The organism is Ktedonobacter sp. SOSP1-52, assembly GCF_016587395.1.
The window spans coordinates 280,388-300,685 of the sequence record NZ_BNJH01000004.1; the positions used below are offsets into that span (position 1 = coordinate 280,388).

The following is a 20,298-nucleotide window of genomic DNA, read 5'->3' on the forward strand; positions in this document are numbered from 1 at the left end:
GCCAGAAGTGGCACACAGGAAAACAGGACTGTACATACCGCCACAACATGACCTTAGCAACGCTAAACACAACAAGATACATACCATAATACAAGGATAAACGCTATCTAGCAAGAGTTGTAGTAGAGGGGTAAGACTTGTTACGCATCATCTATATGGGAACACCACAATTTGCTGTCCCTGCCCTGGAAGCCTTAATCCAGCATTCAAAGCCAGGAGTGCTTCTCCCTGAAGGTTACGAGATCGTGACCGTTATTACCCGGCCTGATAAACCAGCTGGGCGCGGGCGCGGCATCGTCTACTCCCCCGTAAAACAGACCGCCGTAGAGCATGACCTGCCCGTATGGCAGCCAGGCTCTTTTAAGAAGGCCGAAAATAGCGAGGCGCTCGCCGCTTACAAAGCCGATCTCTACATTGTGGCCGCCTTTGGGCAGATTCTACCACAAAATGTGCTGGATCAGCCACGTTATGGAACGCTCAACGTCCATGCCTCGCTCCTCCCCAAGTATCGAGGAGCCGACCCTATCGCTGAATGTATTCTCCAGGGCGATGCTGAGAGCGGCGTCTCCATTATGCTCCTGGACGCGGGTATCGATACCGGCCCCGTCCTGCTCAGGCGCACGCTGACCCTGGCTGAAGACGAGACCACGGGAACACTCACCCCCAGACTTGCAGACCTGGGGGCAGAGGCGCTTTTAGAGGCCCTTCCGCTCTGGATTCAGGGAAAAATCACGCCTGAGTCCCAGGATGAGGAGCACGCGACGCATACACGTATGCTGAAGAAAGAGGACGGCCGTATCCAGTGGGAACGCTCGGCGGGCGCCATCTCACGCCAGGTTCGCGCCTACCAGCCATGGCCCAGCGCCTACACCACGTGGAAAGGCAAGCTGCTCAAGATTCTGACAGCCCGCCCCCTGGATCGCCAGCCCGCTACAGCGGTCGCGCCGGGTACCGCCCTCGTTCGCGAGCATGCCGGACAGAAGGTACTGGTGGTCGCGACTGGCTCGGGCCTCTTACAGGTACAACGCCTACAACTAGAGGGAAAAAAGGCCATGACCACTGAAGAATTTCTCCGTGGCTATAGCCAGATCTCAGAACAGCCACTCGGCAACTGACGCCTCGCGCCTGCGGCGCTCACTCGCTTGTAGTGTGGCACAGTAACCCGCTACTTGCGTACGCAAGTAGCGGGTTACTGTGCCACACTACAATCCTTTTTATGCCCGCCCTGGCAGGACGGTAAAGAACAGGATCAGCATAATGAGGCCAGCTCCCATGCAGTAATAGGCAAAGGGATCAAGACGACCAGTTTCAAAGTATTTGAGCAGGAACCTGGTGCTCACGAAGGCCGCGATCCCAGAGAGGACCGCGCCAAAGAGCACCATCAGCAGTGTCGAGACTGGCAGGTGCAGCAGTTTGGGCACCTCTAGAACCGAGGCCGCCAGAATGACTGGTGTCCCCAATAAGAAGGAGAAGCGCGCAGCATCCTCATGCGTTAGGCGCACAGAGAGGCCCCCCACAATCGTCATGCCAGAGCGCGAAAAGCCTGGAATCAAGGCCAGGGCCTGCGCAGCTCCAACCGCCAGGGCCTCTTTGAAGGAGAGCGAGTCCAGGTGGCGAAACTGCTTCTCGCGCTCGCGTGGCGGCAAGGCGGAAAACGTTGCAGCAGATCTGCGCCGCATGGCCTCGCCCAGGAACAGAACCGCGCCATTGAGTACCAGAAACGCAGCGGCGAGCAGGGGTGAGGCGAAAACACGCTTGAGCGTATGCTCCAGCAGGAGACCCAGGAGGCCAGCGGGAATGGTACCAACAATGATCAGCCAGCTTACCCACTCCGGTGTGCCTTTACGCACACTCTTCCAGTCTTTGGCTGTCACCACCAGCGTCCTGCCTACCTGCAACCAATCGCGCCAGAAATAGAGTAAGAGAGCAATACTTGTTCCCAGGTGCAGCGCCGTAATCAATGGAACAAAACAACTATCGCCCCCACAGGCCGTGTCGGTCGTCATGTTGCCCCAGCCCAGCAGGCCCGGCACAAGAACTGTATGCCCCAGACTGCTAATCGGAAATAACTCAGTTACGCCTTGCAATAGCGCCAGAACAATCGTCTGCCAGATTGTTATATTCATAAATAACTATATCTCTCTCATTGTTGTAATTGTAAACACATCCGCCGCATTGTAGAGTCCAAGTTAACTTGGACTTCTCATCTGGGAAGACGCTGTATACCCGGTAGGGACCAGCTTTAGCGCGTCCGAACGCCATTTATGGCAGTGCGGCGCAAGCCGGATTTTTGTTGAGAAACAGGCAACTACCACCCAACATGACGCCTGGAAACGTTTTTGGCTAACGCCGAAGTGCGATTAATCGCCTTCGGACGCGCTAAAGCTGGTCCCTACCGGCCTTGGGAAGCGCCTCACGTGAGGGCTTCCTCTCTTTCAGCGACTTATCTGGACAAAGTTTCCCAGTGAAACTGAGAGGCCATGCTAGCATGGCCTCTTCAGCTTAGCCGCCATATTGGGACTCCAGTTGCTGGAACTCCGCGTATGTCTTCGCAAAATGCGATTTGCCATCTTTATCCGCGATAAAGTAGTAGTAGTCGGTCTGTTTGGGATTGGCAACGGCCTTCATACTGGCCAGGCCAGGGCTACAAATGGGCGTGGGAGGCAGGCCCGCCGTATTATAGGTATTGTACGGGCTATTAGAGGCTGTATCTCCCCCAACCGTATTGAGCGGCAGCCAGTACTTTGCAGGCGTTTGATCGCTATCACGGGCGTACTGAACCGTGGGATCGGCCTGTAGCTTCCCATTGGTCTCGTCATTAGGCCGGTAGATGCGGTTCCAGTAGACGCTGCCTACATCCTCGCGATCAGAGGCATGGCCCGTCTCGCGTTCGACGACGGCGGCCAGATTGACCATATCATACAGACTCATCTTATGCTGCTGAGCCAGCGCCTCCAGGTTATTCTGTTTTATGACGTCGTTCATAGTTGTCAGCATCAAGCCGATAGCGTCGCCCGCATCAGATTTGAGGTCGACCTGGTAACTGGCAGGAAAGAGGAAGCCCTCCATCCCTTTCCCGTTCGGAATCGATTTTAAGATGGGGTACTTATCCCGCGCGGACATTTTGTACTTGCCCTGCACATAGGCATCAAAGGCATTGATATCTCTGGCATACTTCAGGAAGTCGTCCTTCTTAAAATTCGAGAGCGTGGGTTGCGCTTGCGCATAGGCATTGGCGACCTGTTCGAGGCGCCAGCCTTCAGGCAAGACGACTGCGACTGCGTCCGGCTGGGCCCGCAAGAGTTGGTTGATAATCGAGTCTACCGTCATATCAGGTGTCAGCTTTTTATACACGCCTGCCTGCAACTGATTATCCAGGCCGCGCACACGCGCCCAGATGCGAAAGACGAGCGCATTGCGAATCAAGCCCTTGTTTTGCAGGTCGTTGGCGATTTCAGCCGTGCTCTCGCCCGGACGAATTTCCAGGGCCACCGTTTTGTTATTCTTGGTGTCTGCCGGTTGAAAAACAGAGGTAAAAGTATTCCATGCCACGAGACTGACGACAAATATCACCACCGCAACCATCAGCACTGAGATAAGACCAGCACGTGATTTCTTCGGTCGTTTCATCATTCGTAATCCTCTTTTGTGCTACTCCTTTGTGCATCCAGGTACTCCTGGAGAAATACGGCCGCCGCCAGGGCATCAATCTCATGTCCTGGACGTCGACGTTTCCCCTGAGAGCGCTGGCGCCCACCGGTATGCTTCGACTTTTTTCCCCCCTGCTGTGTGCGTAGGCGTTCGGCCTCTACCGTTGAGAGGCGCTCATCCCAGAAGGTCACCGGAACGGCGATATGGGCTTTTAAACGCTCTACAAAGGCCATGATCCGCTCGCCCTGGGCATGTATCTGACCATCCAGGCTTACCGGTAGTCCGACTACCAGGCCCTCTGCATCGGTCTCTGCAATCAATCGCTCAATCGCATCCCAGGTCTGCGCCTCATCCCGAGTAACATATATAGTGGTATACGGTGAAGCCAGAAAACCAGTTGCGTCACACGCTGCAACTCCTATTCTGGCCTCGCCTACGTCTAATGCGAGCAATCTCCCCATGAACGTCCCCTTCCCAAAAATTGTACGAACACCACCAACCTACCAGACCCTCTTTATTGCATTCTAGCGAACCTGGCTTCGCTTTGTCTACTTTCACCCAAGATTTACCATCAGGGAACTCGCAAAAGTCATCTCTTCACTTCCACCTCAGCTCGCTGCGCGAGCCTTTGAGGTAAGGGGTCATACGAAAAATGCCGGGCTAGCGTTGACTGGCCCGGCAGAGATGGTGCAGCTATTAGCCTTGAACATGTGATCAGGAATTTGCTGGCACCAGGTGGACATGAATATTTGGTTGCCAGAACGTCACCCAGAAGACAAACGATGGTGTGGAGGAGATCTGGACCTCTTTTACATTGTAGGGTTGATAGCTATGCAACACCTCGGTACGCGCGTTGGTCGCCGATTTCCCCAGCACCTGGTGCTGTACATTCTCAGGTTTGATTGAGGGTGTGGTGTTTACCTGGGCGGTAAAGTTAAGCGTCAGATGCTCTCCTGTGCCACTTGTCGAGAGTTTTTGAATTTGAATGGAGGGGGCCGCATCGGCAGTCACGATGTAGTCCTTAAAGTTCTGCTCCTGCTGCAAGGCTACATTCAGTGGATCGACACTTGCCTTCTGGATATCGCTACCAGAGATAAGCAGTGCCGTCAAGGTCACATGCAGATTCGCGGTAAAAGAGTTATTATCTACCACCTGGTCAACTTTGGGGGCATCGGTTAAGGTGCTCTGGAGATCAGGCTTCCCCACGACATCCTGTGGCGACTTCTTCTGCTGCGTCAACCAGTTCTGGATATCCGCGCTCAAGGCATCCTGTAGCTTCTGCTTCAGAGCATCCAGGTCTCCCTGAGTAACCACGGTAGCCTTGCCAGCACCGCCACCCGTCATGCGGTCCGCATTGGTAAAGGTTAGCTTTACCTGGTCAGGCGAGGAGAGATGACTCGCCCGGGCGATCTCGCTCTTGCTATTATCGGGGAGTATGGTAATGGTCTTAGCGCCCACATTGCCGCTCGTCCCAGGCTTCTGCGCCTGCACAGGTACATCCACAGGGTTCGCGCCACCACCTTGAGGCGTAACCACAGCCTCCGCGGTTGTCACAAATTGAATGCCATCGCTCTGCGTCTCTAATACCGTCCCGGAGGGAATGGTAATATTAGCGCTCCCATTATTGGTAAATGTGATGCTGCCGGTGGCCACCTGATTATCAATAAGCTTCTGGCCGGTTGCCGTGCCAATACCATTCTGTGTGAAGTCCCGTGAGAGTCGCTGTGCCGGAACACTTGCGCTCGTGGCTTGCGCGAGGCGTGGCCCAACCACACCCGGACCATTGGGAACCGCGGCCAGTGTGAGCGCATGGCTATAACTACGTCCCGCAAAGGTAATCGTCACATCTGTGCTCGGCACAAAAAAAGCCAGCAAACCAACCACTAGAAACGCCAGTAAGATACCGGCTGCCACCAGGAAGCCTCCCCTGGCCCCACGCCTACGCTCCTGATAAGAGCGGCGACTGACACGGCTATGAGGTGCCTGCCTGGATGGTCGCTGTGACGCCTGGCTGCTACGCGAAGCTGGTTTTACCTGATTGGGATGCTCCTGTATCCCACTCGCGGGCCGTACCGCGCGCGAATGCACCGGGGTCAACTCGCGGCTTAAACGCTGAGCGGGCGCCTGGGCGGCGGGGCGTGGTGGCATAATTTGTGTTGGCTGCTCCTCCACATCCGGCGCCTCATACTCATCCTGGTCCTCCTCCAGAGGGGTTCGTCCGGGCATAGGGCGCTTTGAGCTTTTCTGCAATGGTACCGAACGTCGATCACGCCGCGCCGCGGGCAGCGAAGGAGGCGTAAGCTCATCAATCTCGTCATCCGACTCCATCTCCTGCTGGCGGGCAGGCGGAAAGGCGTCATCACGGCCCATGTCACCCAGGTCTTCAATCTCGCCATCCACGATAATACCGGCCTGGGTCGATGGCCCACCATGTACAGGAGTCTCGGGAATGGGATGCATTCCACTCTCAAGCTGATCTATCGTTACCGCGCCTCGTTGCTCGGCACGTGGTGGCGGCGGTAACTCATCATCAAAATACGCGAAGGGATCGGAGAGAATGGCATCCGCGACCGTTGGCGAGAGAGGGGGCGTTGTATAGCTCGGCTTCGCCTCATCGGGGGTGCGCGGCGAGGCGGCTAGCCTGGCGTTGCTCTCGGACGCCTTTGCCTGTGCACGTGGTTGCTCTTGCATGGCGGATCGCCGAATACTCTGAGCCTGGTTATAGTCTTCGAGTAGCAGATCGGCCTCGTCATCATCCAGTTCCTGGGGAGGCAGCGAGTGAATTGAAGGACGGCTCTGCCCCTCATAGGCATAGGGTGCCTCGAACTTACGCGCAGGCAACTCCTCAACTGGACGCTTCTGTTCTTCAAAGCTTCCATCAAATTGGGAGTGCTTGCTGGGTAGCTCTTTCTGGCCTGGCTCAAAGGTTTCGGAGACTGGCTGAATATAAGGAGAGGGAGAGAGTGGCAGGGGAGAGGGGGGAGCAGACCTCCATCGTTCGGACGAACGTTCTAACTGACGAGACCGGCGAGGCCCCAGGCTACGTCCCTCAGGGGACTTACGAGAAGTGCCTCGTCCTCGACCGCCCGGGGCCGAGCGCCCCGGGCGACTATTCTGGCGAGGATCGCTGGGCTGGGCCTCGAGTGATTGAGCTACCTTAAACTTCACCGCCTGGGCCACCGAACGCACCTGGGGATCAGAGCTTACAATGACCACGTCCTTCCCCATCTCCCGTGCGCGTGCATGCAGTAACTTCCAGGCCACATGACTACGCAACTGCGTCTGCGCCGGTATTACCATGGTCACATGCCGCGATTCAACACGCTGTAGGCGCTCACGTACACTGGTTAAATCGTCTTCAGGACCAATATAAATTGTTTGTTCATCACTCATAAGCCCAGATTCTCCCCATCAATAACGGATCCACACGAATTTCGGGCTGTGCAGCTTAATTATAGCGTAGTATCACATCCCTGTGTCTCTCATATAATAACGTATGATAGTGCCAGTTCCGCTCTCCCGACACATTTTCTGCCTATTTTCAAGTATCTTCTGATCCGAAAACCCTGAGCGCGAAGCGCTAGACACACAAGTGGCGTTGGGTTTCGGAATAAGATTATTCTGATCCGAAAACCCTGAGCGCGAAGCGCTAGACACACAAGTGGCGTTGGGTTTCGGAATAAGATTATTCTGATCCGAAAACCCTGAGCGCGAAGCGCTAGACACAAGTGGCGTTGGGTTTCGGAATAAGATCTATATGCTAGAGAATATGTATCACATGCGCATCGTGTCTAGAACATGATACAGGGTTTGTTCGAGCATTGAATCATCGTTCTCTAATTCGACGGCCTGGTAGGCCAGAGCCATGGGCGTAATATCCTGGGCGCTACGCAACATACTCTCGGGATCAGTAATATGTCCCACCATCTCTGGTTGCACAGTGCGAATGATTGGTTGCCGCGAGAAGGGCAGGCGCTCTATCCAGGGAAAGGCTTCAAGCTTCTGAAACAGATCTAAAAGCCCCGAGCCACCCCCGACAACATAAATGGCTGGTGGCAATAACTCCTCCTTGGCAAGCTCTTCGAGCAAGAGTTCGACGCTATCCATCCAGGTCTGACAATCGGGTTCGAGAATAGCCCGCATCTCCTCATAGGCCTCGCCTGTAATCTCTCCCCGGCTATAACTCAATTTCAGGCGCTCGGCCTCGCGAATCGAGATACTTTTACTTGTGGCAATGCGACGCGTAAACGAGCGCCCCCCCAGGGCAAACATACGCGTCTCCTCGATGCCTCCCTGCCGTACCAGGGCGATATCGGTCGTACCACCGCCAATATCAATAAAGATGGCGCCGCTATCCGCTCCGGCATTCGTGCTCAAACAACGTGCCAGGGCATAGGGTTCAGCCACAATCGCCAGCAGGGTAAGATCCAGCCCCTGGGCCACCGCCTCCAGCGCGCCCAATTGCATTAGTGGCGCAAAGGCGCTAAAGAGCGTCAGCGAGAAGTAGCGACCGGGAAAGCCAATAGGATTGGACACGGCCTGCCCATCAATACGCACCGAGACAACGGCGGTATTGGTTAGACGAACCTCGATATTATGGTAACCCGTTTCCGCGGCAATACGCTCCTTGGCGCTCTTCAATAATTTATTCTGCGCACTAGCCATTAGCGCTTCCAGCTCATCCGCTGTGATCGGACGCGCCGGTTGCTGCCGATTTTTACTGACCGTTGTCGAGCTACCCTTGACTAGTTCGCCTGCGATACCAATGATCGCGGAAGGCGCGATAACCCCCCCTGCTGCTTGCTCTGCCTTGAGCAGAGCCTTGTTACAGTTGGCGATAACACCGGGAATATCGGTCACAATACCATCCGACATATGTGTATAGCTTTGAGGATGGTGTCCCACGCCTAGAACCTCAGCGCTATCCCCATGGACCTCGATAATCATAGCCTTGGCATAGGCGGTACCAATATCTAGCGCTGTAAAGAGCTGACGCTCAGAGCTCGAACCCACAGGCTCAAGTTCAACCTCATACTCTTCTTCATCTAGTTCGGGATAATACCCATTCTCTTCGTGTCCTCTGCCAAACAAATTGCGCAGACGTTGAAAGAGATTCATATGCGTGTCTTCCCTGATTTCATTCTTTCTTTGTTTCACAGGTGATGGGGTCCACCTACATTCGCCAGAAACAGCGCGCTGACTACCGCTCTCATCGCTATATACGCTCAGAGTGTCATGCACCGCCGCCTCAAAAACGAAAGTGCATGACGTGTACGTTATAGCACAAAGAACGTACTTCTGGCAAAGTTACTACCTCTCGAAAACCTGAGCGCGCAGCGCTAGCCACGACAGTGGCGCCGCGCCCCCGAATGGGGGTTGGTTTTCGTATAAGAAGCTACTGTAGATTCTCTCGCACGAACTGCGTTACCAACTCTAAAGCGGCGCCCAACTCAGCCTTGTTCTTGCCACCACCCTGCGCGACGTCTGGGCGACCACCGCCCTTGCCGCCAAGCTTCTGGCCGACGGCAGCGGCGATTTTCCCAGCGTGCAGGCCACGCTTCGTCAAGGATGGCTCGACATTTACCTGAAGAGCGATGCGCTCCTCCAGGGGGGCGGCAAGAACCACCACGTGTGGCTGCTTTAATTTTGAACGCATCATCTCGCCCATTTCGCGCAAGACTTTGTCGTCAGGCACATCCACGCTGGTCGCGATAATGATTACACCGGACAACTCCTGCCCCTGTGAGACCAGGGTCTCCACCTGGCGTACCGCGTTCTCGCGCTGGAACTGCGCCACCTGCTTACGCAACGTGCTCAGCTCATGCTGCATCTGCTCCACGCGCGCTTCAAGCGTGTCGGTCTGTACCTGCAAGCGGGCGGCGAGTGAGTCGATCAGGGCGCTGCGACGGCGCAGATAGGCTTCAGCAGCCCGCCCGGTTAAGGCTTCAATACGGCGGATGCCCGCGGCAACGCTCGTCTCCTGCACGGTCAGGTAGAGGCCAATCTGGCCTGTTGAGGCGCAATGCGTACCACCACACAGTTCGGTACTACTGCCCATCGAGACGACACGCACGAGGTCATCGTACTTCTCGCCGAAGAGCGCCATCGCGCCTGTGGCAAGTGCCTCTTGAATAGGCATGATAGTAGTATCAACGGGATAATCGGCGCGAATCCAACGATTCACCTGCGCATCGATCTGGGCAAGCTCATCTGTAGTCAATCCACGCTGGCTGCTGAAGTCGAAGCGCAAGCGCTCAGGTTCCACCAGCGATCCCCGCTGCTCCACCTGTGTCCCAAGTAAATCACGTAACGCCTTATGTAAAAGATGCGTGGCGCTGTGATTACGCATGGTATCTTCGCGGCGTTGGCTAATCACTTCGGCCTGAACGCTATCACCGACGCGCAGGTAGCCCTCGGCGATTTCTCCATAATGCACATAGAGTCCTTTTACCGGGCGGCGTGTATCGTGTACTTTAAACACGCCCGCCTGGGCCAGAAGGTCTCCACGATCACCAATTTGACCACCGCTCTCGGCATAGAAGGGGGTCGCATCCAGGATCGCCAGGGCTTGCTGGGGCGCGCTAATGCTCTCGACCTCTTTGCCATCCACAAACAAGGCTACCACCTTGCCCGTGCCGGTGATGCCCTGGTAGCCAGTGAACTTCGTCGGACCAACGCGCTGGAGCACCTCGTCGAGGTTGGTCTCGTGGTCGGCCTGCGCGAAGTTGCTAGCTGCGCGGCTGCGCTCCTGCTGCTGCTGCATGGCCTGCTCAAAGCCTGCTGCATCAATGGTAAAACCCTGCTCAGAGGCGATCTCCTGCGTCAGCTCGACCGGGAAACCGTGGCTATCATAGAGCTTGAAGACTTCGTTGCCTGGAATGACCGAGATCTCTTTCTGGCGCAGGTCGCTCAAGAGGCTCGTCAGCAACTGCAAGCCCGTGTTGAGGGTCTGGCTAAACTTTTTCTCCTCCAGGCTCAACACGTCGACAATGCGATCGCGCTGCGTACGCAGTTCGGTGTAGTAGTCACCCATGAGCCTGATGACGGTGTCCGCGGCAATGGAGAGGAAGGGCTGATCCAGTCCTAGCAGCTTGCCATGGCGCACCGCGCGGCGCAAGACGCGGCGGAAGATATAGCCGCGCCCCTCGTTGCTGGGCAGCACGCCATCGGCAGCCAGGAAGACCAGGGCACGCGCATGATCGGCGATGACGCGCAATGAGGTATCGACACGCGTCTCCTGCCCATAGATCTTGCCTGTAAGCTGGGCAAAGTGATCGATAATGGCGCGGAAGATGTCGGTATCAAAGACCGACTCTTTCCCCTGCACAACCATTGAGAGGCGCTCCAGACCCATGCCAGTATCGATATTAGTCTTGGGTAGCGGCGTGCGGACCCCATCGCGATCCTGGAAAAACTGCATAAAGACCAGGTTCCAGATCTCAAGGAAACGCTCGCAATCACAGCCCGGTTTACAATCGGCACGTCCACAGCCATGCTCAACGCCACGGTCGTAGTAGATCTCAGAGTCTGGGCCACACGGACCCGACGCTCCTGGAGGACCCCACCAGTTATCCTCCAGGCGTACAATAGCCTCATCAGGATAACCTGCGATCTCACTCCAGTAGCTTGGTGCCTCGTCATCCTCTGGATGGACCGTTGGATGCAGGCGCTGGGCGGGCAACTTGATTACCTGAGTCAGGAACTCCCAGGCGAAGGTGATGGCCTCGCGCTTGAAGTAATCGCCAACCGAGAAGTTACCCAGCATCTCGAAGAAGGTCAACGTGCGCTCGTTGCCCACGATATCGATATCAGTTGTGCGGAAACACTTCTGAGACGAGGTCAGACGTGATCCTGGAGGCGTCTCGCGCCCCAGGAAGTAGGGGATCATCTGCTGCATGCCCGCGGTAGTCAGCATCACCGTTGGATCATTGCGTGGAACCAGGGATGAGCTGGGCACCTTGACGTGGCCTTTGCTCGCGAAGTAATCTAAAAAACGCGCACGAATTTCCGTGCTGGTAAGAGCGATCTCTACAGACACAACAACCTCCTCAGCGTATGGGAGCGTCTCTTGCGATAAAGACACGTAGAGTGTATGGTTTCAGGTGGCCTGGAATGCCCAGGCGGGGCGTCATTACCGTTACCATAATATTACGGTATAAGATGCGCCAACCTGTATTCGTTTCTGCACACAAAGAGACAGACGCAATAGATAAGAGCTGGTTTTATCATCAAAATGCTGTTAACAACAACATTTGTGTGAGTATTTGTTAGTATACAATGAAACACAAAAGCTGCATATAACCTTACGTTCCACCTTTTCATCTGTTTCTTAAAAAGGCGTATATATGCATGCGCATTATATCAAAGGAGAAGAAGCATCGCAATGGACACAGCAAGCTCCCAGCAGCGACAACGGCCGCTCTACATTACGCTGCCACAGCGAACATTAATCGTGCTCTGTGGCCCGGCTGGCGCCGGAAAAAGCACCTTTGCGCACAACCTCGTTCATGCTAACCAGCATGCTGGCTTCGCGCCAACCATGATTATTTCATCTGACTATTGCCGCAGCGTAATCTTCGATGACGAGGCCAGCCAGCAAGCCAATCGTGAAGCCTTCGATCTCTTTCATTTTATTATCGCCAAACGTATGCGACAGAACCGCACGACCATCGCCGATAGCACGGCCATTTCCTGGGACGCCCGGCGCAACCTGCTTGAACTGGCGCACCGCTACAACTATCATACCTGTCTCTTCGTCTTCAATATCACACCCGACATCTGCCTACGCCATGAACAACAACGGCAGCGACGCGTGGGAGCCGACGTGATCAACTATCACTTTGGCCAGTTACAACAGATACTACTCAACAGTCCCCAGGAGGGCTGGGACCAGATATACCAGCTTGACGAGGAGGATATCGATCACTCAGCAGCTAATATCCAGCTTCATGTTCTCCCTTTCACGCCCTCACCTGAGGCCTAAGTCTGTATTCTCTTGTTGCGCGTGCTATGTATAGGAAACCTATGGTACAATATAAGTGAGAGCATCCAGCATTATTATTTTCTGACTGCAGGCAGAAGTGTGAGCAAGAAGCATGTTTCGTCGTAACTATCGGGAAGCCTATGAGCGCATGCGCAACACCCCACATTTCAACCAGAATACATACAACGCCTCCACCACAGAGCCGTGGTGGCCTGATTCGACTGCTCCAGTGCCTCCACAGTATCTCTCCAACCTGCCGTGGCACCGGCGTGCCCTCTACAGCATAGGGCGCTTCTGTGCCGCCCTCATTCGCAAGCTCAACCAGTTGCTTGGCTTCCTGCTCTGGATGTTGACGCTGCTCCTGGCTGCGCGCTTCCTCTTCACCCTCTTTGGACTAACCCATAGCCTCTTCTCACAGTGGGTCTTCGCCGCCAGCGCACCCTTTATGTTCCCCTTCGAACGCTTCATGCCCATCTCACACTACAGCGGCTACGCCATCGATGGCTCCATCCTGGTCGCCATCTTTATCTACTGGCTCGGTGTCTTCCTGGTGCGTCGCTTCCTCAAACTCCTGGTCACACGCCCTGCATAGCACACAAGAACGTTTAAGGGTCCCACTCCTCAGACCTGTCTCATTATAACTTGCTATAATGGGAGAGCTAATTTACACAGATTCTCTGACCAAAGACCTGAGAGGAAGGGCCTTTACCGCATGAGCAAGCCGGGCATCTGGCAACGACCGGAACTACAATTCCCCCCTGACTTTGATAGCATCTTTTTCGATGTCGATGGCATCCTAATTCATACACTCGAATCCTTCCATGCCACGGATATCGCCACTGCCGAATACATAGTCGGCACACTGCATGGACTGGACTGGGGTCAGCATGAAGGGAAAGCCCTGCTGACCTCCATGGATGTGGATATCTTCAAGCAGGCAGGTGGCTATAACAATGACTGGGATATGTGCTACCTGCTCGCCTCGCTCTACACAGCGAAGTTGCGCGAATGGCGAGGCACCGAGCTGGCCGAACGCAGCAATGCACAATGGGCTGCCCTCTCACGTGAGGCCAACCTGCGTGGACACGGAGGACGCACCTGGGTTGAGGAGACCATTCCCGCCAGCGCCCGCGCCGACTATGCAATTATTGGCGACATTTATCACGAATACTATTGGGGCGGCGAGGGCATGCGTAGATATTACGGCCAGGAGATGCGCTACCTCCCTAGTGACTTCGCGGGACTCTATCACCGGGAGCATATGCTCTACCAGCCCGATTTCTTTCAACGCCTGCGCGCCGCTGGTATAAAGCATATGGGCATGATCACCGGGCGCGTTGGACCCGAGGTGGAAAGCGCGCTTGAGCGCATGGAGGCCTATAGCGGTGAGCGCTGGTGGGAGGTCGTTATCCCGGCGGATATCTGCCCCAAGCCTAATCCCCAGGCCCTGCGTATGGCCATTGAGCGCACGCGCGCACGTGCTGGCCTCTTTATCGGCGATACCGCCGACGACCATGACTTCGTGCGCAAGTACATGCAGGGCCGAACACCCGGCGAACCTATAATCATTGGCGCGATGAGCGTCAATCCCGCCGAGGTCGACCTCTACAAACAGCGTGGCGCGGAGATCATCGTCCCCTCAGTCGAGGACCTGCTGGATATCCTCCCCGAAGCCGTGAAATAAGATTATGTAGTTTGTGCATATTATTGTACACAGCAGGTAATCATAGTGATTTCTGGGCGGCAGTTCAGACGCACCTGGGGTAGCTTCATCCCCAGGCCACGCGTGGTATATTGCCACATCTCGCCCACGCGGTAGAGGCCACAGGAGTACTTGCGGCCCAACGGCGGCAGCCTGAGCGCGCCCAACCATGGAAGGCGTACCTGCCCGCCATGCGAATGACCCGAGAGTTGGAGATCAAAACGTTGCGCTTTGGCAGCCACATCGGCGAAGTCTGGCTCATGCACAAGTAGGATAGCCGCGCCCTGTTCAGGTATCTTGCGTACGACAGCCTGAAACTTCTCCTGGTAGGAGACAGTGCGCGGCACAGAAGGCACCTTCCGTTGCTGAAAGAGATCCGCCAGCCCGACGATATGCAGCATCTGGCCCGCCCGCTCAAGCGAGAATACCATCTCGGTGGCGTCATGAATACCATACTCCGTGAAGAGGGCACGTAAATACGCGGGACCCTGTGTTCCCACCCGGTGATCATGATTGCCCAGGACCGCGAAGACGCCATCGCGCGCCTGGAGAAAACGCAGCGCTTTCAACGCCTCCAGGGCAGGTGGCTCGTACACCGAGAGAAAGTCGCCTGTAATGACCACCATATCGGGGTGCTGCTGGTTAACCGTCTGCACAATCTCTTGCAAGCGGGCATAATCCATCCAGGTAGTATCGGCATGGATATCGCTAATGTGAGCGATCCGGTAGCCAGCAAAAGCACTGTCCAGGCGTGGCAACGCCAGCGAGAACTCGTTTACCTCCAGCCAGGATGGCTCGATGCGGCGCGCATAATAGCTCATGCCACCAATAGCTCCCAGAGCTCCAACCAGAACCGCACCCGCCGCTTTCCATTCCATGTTTTCTGTCTTCCTTTTCCTTGGCTGCCTGCTATGCTCTTCATACAGGCTCCTGGTTCACTTTGCATTCAGTGGATATTATAGCGCTGCCTGACGCTGAGGGAAAAGGCCCGACGCGTGCTTTAGCAGCGTCGGACCCACTCTAAGCTATCTATATACTAAGAAAAACAGGCACTACTCGCTCCACGGACTCAACTTCAACCGCTGCACTTGTCTTGAACATCGATAAAGGAGCATGCAGTAATGGCCAGAACCGCGATCATTACAGGCGGTATCAAAGGGCTAGGGAAGGCGATTGCGTTGCATATGGCACGTGAAGGATATCACCTGGTACTCAGCTATCACTCAGATGACGTGGCAGCTCAGGAAACCTACCAGGAATGCCATGTGCTTACCCCACAGGTGCTGGTAATACGTTCCAATGTCGCCAATACCCACGATGTTGAGAATCTTTTTCATGTCGCCAGCAGCCAGTTTGGAAGCATCGATGTCCTGATCAATAACGCGGGACTGAATATCGATAAACCAGTGCTGGAGCTAAGCGAAGAGGACTGGGATCGCGTCGTAGATACTAACATGAAGGGGACCTTTCTCTGCTCCCAATGCGCCGCGCGCTACATGCTCCAACAGGAAGCAGGTGGCTACATTATTAACCTGGGAGCCACAACAGGCATCACGGGACGAAAAAATGGCCTGAACTATTGCGCCTCCAAAGCTGGTATCCTGACGATGACCAAATGCCTGGCCCTGGAACTGGCGCCAAAGATTCACGTCAACTGCATCCTGCCTGGCTTCATCCAGACCCAGGAGGTTGAGGAGCGCTATGGGACGAGGGATCCTCAACGCCTCAAAGAGATTGAGCGGAGCATCCCCCTTAACCGCATCGGCCAGCCTGAAGAGATAGCCCAGGCCGTTGATTTTCTGCTCTCACCTGGCGCCGACTTTATTCACGGGCAGAAGCTCATCGTGGATGGCGGAGGATTTATGTACTAAGAAAATAGTGTTGAGCCTGGCGGGCAAAGCTCGCCAGGCTCAACACTATAGTTCAGCCTGGCGCTGCTGAGCGTCATCAATCAGGCCCACCAGGTACTGGAGCTTCTTGATCGTATGCTCAACATTGCGCTTGTTACGCTCGTAGCCATCGGGGGCCAGCTGCTTAAACCAGGTCTGAATATCCTCTTCGGAGATGTCAAACCACTTGGCATCAGCTTGCAAACGCAGATAGACACGCATCTGCGGGTCCTGCTTCTTACGCACCGGGGCCTGGGGCGCCTCGCCTGCGCTCTCGCGCTCATCGGCCTCGACTGCCGCCACAAGCTCAGCCTCGGGATGCAGCTCATTGTAGAGCGCCTGTATGTCTGCCGCGCGGAAGAAAGACTCGCGTCCCACGCCTCGTTTTGGCTTGATACGCCCATCCTTGATCCACTGTTCCAAGGTAATACGATCAATCCCCAGCATACGCGCCGCCTCGCCCGCATCGATAAAGGCAAAACGCCCACCGGGACCTCCCGGCCCTCCAGGTTTATTTAGCATAGCTCTTTATTCCTCCATAGTATCTGCAAATCATGAATTTTATGGCTTCTCTCCCCAATTATAGCGCACACCACGACCCAGAGAACCTGTCCAATCGGGCAGGCATCTTACAATAACATATACATTTGTAACACAAGAGGAACAAAATAAGCTAAATTGCAAACCAAAAGTAATTTACTATGGAAAATTACTTTTCCCGCATGTTAATATATTTCTATACATACCTCTTCTCTATCTTGTTTATCCGTGTACAAGATATTTTTGCAGATTCTGTAAATTGCGCATGGCATGTGCTAGTTGTCAATATGTGGATTGCGAAGGATTAGTCATTATGTGGAGTTACCTACTTACCTCCTGGCCGCGCCTCTTCTTACGTCTCCCCTTAGCGCTGAAATTATGTATTTGCGGAGTTTGCTTTATTGCTTGTACGACCATCTATTACTGGACCCTGCCCTTTACGCACACTGGGTATATTCTCGCGGTCCCAATGCTGCTCTCCTCCTGGACCTTCAATAGGTACGGAGCATTCTGCGTCTTTGTCTGCAACATTGGCGTCTTGATCCTCTATAATCTGTTCATCTACCACCTGGCACCACTAACACCGACCTATCTCTACTCGCTGCTGGGAAGTATCGTGGTCTTGCTTATTGAGGGTTACCTGATGTGTACGCTACGCAGTATGCTCGACACCACAGAAGAGGCACAGCGGCGCGCAGAGGAGGCACAAAAACAGGGGCACGACGCCTATGAGCGCCAGCGCCAACTCAACCAGCTCAAGAACCAGTTCATTATCAACGTCAATCACGAGTTGCGCACCCCCCTCTCAGCGGCATATGGCTATATAGAAATGCTCGCACACCTGCTGGAGCAGACCGGCCATCTGACACGCGACCTCCACGGGGTCTATCTCAGGAATGCACTCAACTACTGCGACGAGCTGCGACGCCTCGTCAACAACGTGCTGGATACCATGGCTATCGCGAATAATAGAGGTGACCTGATGGTAGAGAATCTACAACTCTATCGTATTGTGTATGACATGGTCGCCCAATTTGAAATGCTTTACCAGTGTCATAACCAGGTGTATACCAGGATCTCACGTCACCTCTTTGTCAGTGGGAATGCTCATTGCATACGTCATATTCTCTACAACCTGCTCTCCAACGCCTTCAAATACTCTCCCAACATGAGTCCCATCCTTATTGAAGCGGGCACTGATGGGGAACAGGTTCGCATCACCGTCAGCGATAGAGGGGCAGGCATCCCCCCACAAGAGCAGGCCATGCTCTTCGAGCAATTTGCGCGCCTGCCACAAGACCTGGCGGGACCAACACGTGGCAGTGGCCTGGGCCTGTATATCAGCAAGCATCTGGTCGAAGCCATGCATGGAAAGATCTGGGTAGAGAGCCAGGGAATACCGGGCATAGGGAGCCAGTTCCACTTTACGCTTCCCGGCATTGTGAAGATGCAGCAGCAATTTGTACCTGCGCCTCAGACGCCCATACCGGCGCCTGGCCCCGCGATGCTCAATTAGGTCTCGCGCCTGCGGTGCTCGCAATAATAAGAGATAGTGTCGCATGGCCCTGGCAGCTGAAGGCTGCCAGGGCCATGCGACACTATCTCTTATTACTCTTCTTCAGCGCCGGGAACACGGTAAAACATCAAGAGGGTGCTGCCATAGCGTCGCTCGTCGACGAGGGTGAGACGCTGACAGGTGACTGCGGCAACTCCGGGACGCTCCTTGGGATGGATCTGCACAATCACCAGACCATCATCAGGAAGCAGGGGCGAATGGTCCAGCATCTCTAGTGCACGCGCCGCCATCTCCTGGTATTGAGGAGGCGCGACGTAGACAATGTCATAGGGTTTTGGCGCGGCTCCGGGTGCTGCACCAGCCTGGAGAAACTTAAAGGCGTCTCCCCGTACCGTCTCCGCCCGGTTGATCAGGCCCGTCAATTGCAGGTTCTCGCGCAGGATACGAAATACCTGGGGATTGAGTTCCAGAAAGGTCGCGTGGGCAGCCCCCCGACTGAGGGCCTCAATACCAACATTGCCAACACCACCAAATAGATCCAGGAAGCGTGTCCCCTGGACCTCGCCAGACAGGATATCAAAGAGCGCTGTTTTGACGCGATCCAGGATGGGTCGAGTGTCAATCGTTTTAGGTGACTTGAGCCGTTTCCCTTTCGCCTCACCGGTTACCACGCGCATATTTTTCCTCCTCCAACAGGTGTAAGACGGCCTCGACCTCGGGTATAAAATTATCTTCCTTAGCCCACGAAATCAAAGCTTCGTTTTGATCTACCTTCAATTTTTTCTGTATGGTTATTCCCCACACGCCCGCGAGCAAGGCCTGCAACTGCTCTTTGCTAATCTGCGAACCCACCAGTATATTGAGGACCTTCAAGCGATCTGGACTCGCAGCCGTCGCGCCCTGCATTTCACGAAACGCGTGCAATTTATCAGAAGCCACGTCCAGGATCACCTGAGAGAACATCGGCTCCTCGCCCTCCTCCAGGTCAACCAAGCCATCGAGATCTTCAGGCTCAACCTCCTCATCAAAGGCTCTCGCCTGGCGTGAGGCAGCCTGGCGCGTCCCATTCAGGGGAACCACATTCGTGGGCAAAGTGGTCTGATTGTTACTATTTACCTGGGGAGCCGCGATAACTGGCCGCGTCGGCTGATCAGCAACGGCTTCCCGCTTGGCAGCTTCAATTTGCCTCTGGGGAACAGGCTGTGCCTCGGCCTGCCTGGGCTGCGACCTCTGCTCATTCGGTGCCTCCGCTGAAGAAGCCTGATGTGGTCGTTCATTGCCCGTTGTAGAGGCAGTGGTCTGCGTCGATTGATTGGCCGAATGCTGCTTATCATCGCCGCCACTGTCGGAATCCCGCAATTCACGCAACCGTGCAATTGCTGAGCGCCGATTAATGTTGGAGAGGGAGCGCACATTCAACTGCTTCATAGCCTCATGTGGCTCAATCCCCCAGGTCTCTTTAATATAGTGGATAAAATCTGGCAGCGACATATCGCCACCGAGATCACCAGTCACCTTCGGGACCGAGGGAAGGCTGACACCGCTATGCTGGCGCGGCACTGGCACCTGTGCCTCTTCGACAGGAGCAGCACTCTCGCGCACCTTAGGTGTGGGCTGAGTCGGCTGCGTACTCGTCTGCGGAGCAGGCGCAGAGGCTGGTCTCTGTGGTGGAGTCGCAGGACGCCCACCAGCTGGCGCCCCCTGAGGAGCAGGCGTACTCACCCTGAGGCTACCTGGAACATTCCCTGGAGCGCTACTCGGGGGGATGGCACGAGATACACGTTTCTCTATGCGACTTATTAACTGATCCATGCCCTGCTCGGCCTCGTTCAACAGCCGCTCGCGCTCCTGATCGCTCGCCCCCAGCGGCATAGGGATACCCATCTCAAGCGTATGCCTGCGCCCTCCACTCTCAAATTCAGTCGCATAGCGCAACCAGATATGCCTGTTGTCTCCTTCCAGTTTCGCCTTCTGGCCATCCATAAGACACTTTCTCCTCTTTGCTGTTCTGCCCACT

General features: G+C 55.0%; 16 protein-coding genes. 6 read left to right on the top strand and 10 right to left on the bottom strand.

Translation table 11 applies throughout. The features are described from left to right. Positions 1 to 137 precede the first annotated feature (137 nt). Positions 138 to 1,115, top strand: a complete 978-nt coding sequence (gene fmt, locus JMJ16_RS36320) for a methionyl-tRNA formyltransferase (RefSeq protein WP_201389577.1) — start codon at positions 138 to 140, stop codon at positions 1,113 to 1,115. Positions 1,116 to 1,214: 99 nt separating this feature from the next. Here fmt and JMJ16_RS36325 read toward each other — a convergent pair whose 3' ends face one another. The 6 genes from JMJ16_RS36325 to alaS form a co-directional block, all read right to left on the bottom strand. Beyond that, the gene (locus JMJ16_RS36325) at positions 1,215 to 2,126 is read right to left on the bottom strand and encodes an undecaprenyl-diphosphate phosphatase (RefSeq protein WP_201389579.1); all 912 of its coding nucleotides are present in this window, start codon (positions 2,124 to 2,126) and stop codon (positions 1,215 to 1,217) included. 376 nt (positions 2,127 to 2,502) lie between these two features. After that, the gene (gene mltG / locus JMJ16_RS36330; RefSeq protein WP_201389581.1) at positions 2,503 to 3,633 is read right to left on the bottom strand and encodes an endolytic transglycosylase MltG; all 1,131 of its coding nucleotides are present in this window, start codon (positions 3,631 to 3,633) and stop codon (positions 2,503 to 2,505) included. Then, positions 3,630 to 4,112 carry a Holliday junction resolvase RuvX gene (gene ruvX, locus JMJ16_RS36335; protein WP_201389583.1) on the bottom strand — a complete coding sequence of 161 codons (483 nt, stop codon included), beginning with the start codon at positions 4,110 to 4,112 and terminating at the stop codon, positions 3,630 to 3,632. The genes mltG and ruvX overlap by 4 nt, the downstream gene beginning before the upstream one ends. 253 nt (positions 4,113 to 4,365) lie before the next feature. Further along, positions 4,366 to 7,044, bottom strand: a complete 2,679-nt coding sequence (locus JMJ16_RS36340; protein WP_201389585.1) for a baseplate J/gp47 family protein — start codon at positions 7,042 to 7,044, stop codon at positions 4,366 to 4,368. 381 nt (positions 7,045 to 7,425) lie between these two features. Further along, the gene (locus JMJ16_RS36345) at positions 7,426 to 8,769 is read right to left on the bottom strand and encodes a cell division FtsA domain-containing protein (protein ID WP_201389587.1); all 1,344 of its coding nucleotides are present in this window, start codon (positions 8,767 to 8,769) and stop codon (positions 7,426 to 7,428) included. Positions 8,770 to 9,046: 277 nt separating this feature from the next. Next, a complete protein-coding gene (gene alaS / locus JMJ16_RS36350; RefSeq protein ID WP_201389589.1) occupies positions 9,047 to 11,689 on the bottom strand; it encodes an alanine--tRNA ligase in 2,643 nt (880 codons plus the stop codon). Positions 11,690 to 12,034: 345 nt separating this feature from the next. On the opposite strand from alaS, the gene JMJ16_RS36355 reads away from it, so the two are divergent. The 3 genes from JMJ16_RS36355 to JMJ16_RS36365 all read left to right on the top strand — a co-directional run bounded on the left by JMJ16_RS36355 (position 12,035) and on the right by JMJ16_RS36365 (position 14,318). Then, positions 12,035 to 12,634 (top strand): AAA family ATPase, encoded by a 600-nt coding sequence (locus JMJ16_RS36355; protein WP_201389591.1) that lies wholly within the window; start codon positions 12,035 to 12,037, stop codon positions 12,632 to 12,634. A 112-nt stretch (positions 12,635 to 12,746) separates the two neighbouring features. Beyond that, entirely contained in the window at positions 12,747 to 13,226 is a 480-nt protein-coding gene (locus JMJ16_RS36360; RefSeq protein ID WP_201389592.1) for a YggT family protein, read from the top strand. Between the two features lie 120 nt (positions 13,227 to 13,346). Continuing rightward, the gene (locus JMJ16_RS36365; RefSeq protein WP_201389593.1) at positions 13,347 to 14,318 is read left to right on the top strand and encodes an HAD family hydrolase; all 972 of its coding nucleotides are present in this window, start codon (positions 13,347 to 13,349) and stop codon (positions 14,316 to 14,318) included. Positions 14,319 to 14,338: 20 nt separating this feature from the next. Here JMJ16_RS36365 and JMJ16_RS36370 read toward each other — a convergent pair whose 3' ends face one another. Next, the gene (locus JMJ16_RS36370; RefSeq protein WP_201389594.1) at positions 14,339 to 15,214 is read right to left on the bottom strand and encodes a metallophosphoesterase; all 876 of its coding nucleotides are present in this window, start codon (positions 15,212 to 15,214) and stop codon (positions 14,339 to 14,341) included. A 243-nt stretch (positions 15,215 to 15,457) separates the two neighbouring features. On the opposite strand from JMJ16_RS36370, the gene JMJ16_RS36375 reads away from it, so the two are divergent. Continuing rightward, on the top strand, positions 15,458 to 16,207 hold the full coding sequence (locus tag JMJ16_RS36375) for an SDR family NAD(P)-dependent oxidoreductase (protein WP_201389595.1): 750 nt from the start codon (positions 15,458 to 15,460) through the stop codon (positions 16,205 to 16,207). Positions 16,208 to 16,252: 45 nt separating this feature from the next. Here the strand turns inward: JMJ16_RS36375 and JMJ16_RS36380 are convergent, their stop codons facing one another. After that, entirely contained in the window at positions 16,253 to 16,747 is a 495-nt protein-coding gene (locus JMJ16_RS36380) for a helix-turn-helix domain-containing protein (RefSeq protein ID WP_201389596.1), read from the bottom strand. A 331-nt stretch (positions 16,748 to 17,078) separates the two neighbouring features. On the opposite strand from JMJ16_RS36380, the gene JMJ16_RS36385 reads away from it, so the two are divergent. Next, positions 17,079 to 18,281, top strand: coding sequence for a sensor histidine kinase KdpD (locus JMJ16_RS36385; RefSeq protein ID WP_201389597.1), 1,203 nt, complete (start codon positions 17,079 to 17,081; stop codon positions 18,279 to 18,281). A 92-nt stretch (positions 18,282 to 18,373) separates the two neighbouring features. Here the strand turns inward: JMJ16_RS36385 and rsmD are convergent, their stop codons facing one another. Together rsmD and JMJ16_RS36395 are read right to left on the bottom strand one after the other, a co-directional pair. After that, positions 18,374 to 18,958 carry a 16S rRNA (guanine(966)-N(2))-methyltransferase RsmD gene (gene rsmD / locus JMJ16_RS36390; RefSeq protein ID WP_201389598.1) on the bottom strand — a complete coding sequence of 195 codons (585 nt, stop codon included), beginning with the start codon at positions 18,956 to 18,958 and terminating at the stop codon, positions 18,374 to 18,376. Beyond that, complete coding sequence (locus JMJ16_RS36395) at positions 18,939 to 20,264, bottom strand: hypothetical protein (RefSeq protein ID WP_201389599.1); 1,326 nt, start codon at positions 20,262 to 20,264, stop codon at positions 18,939 to 18,941. The genes rsmD and JMJ16_RS36395 overlap by 20 nt, the downstream gene beginning before the upstream one ends. Positions 20,265 to 20,298: the final 34 nt, after the last annotated feature.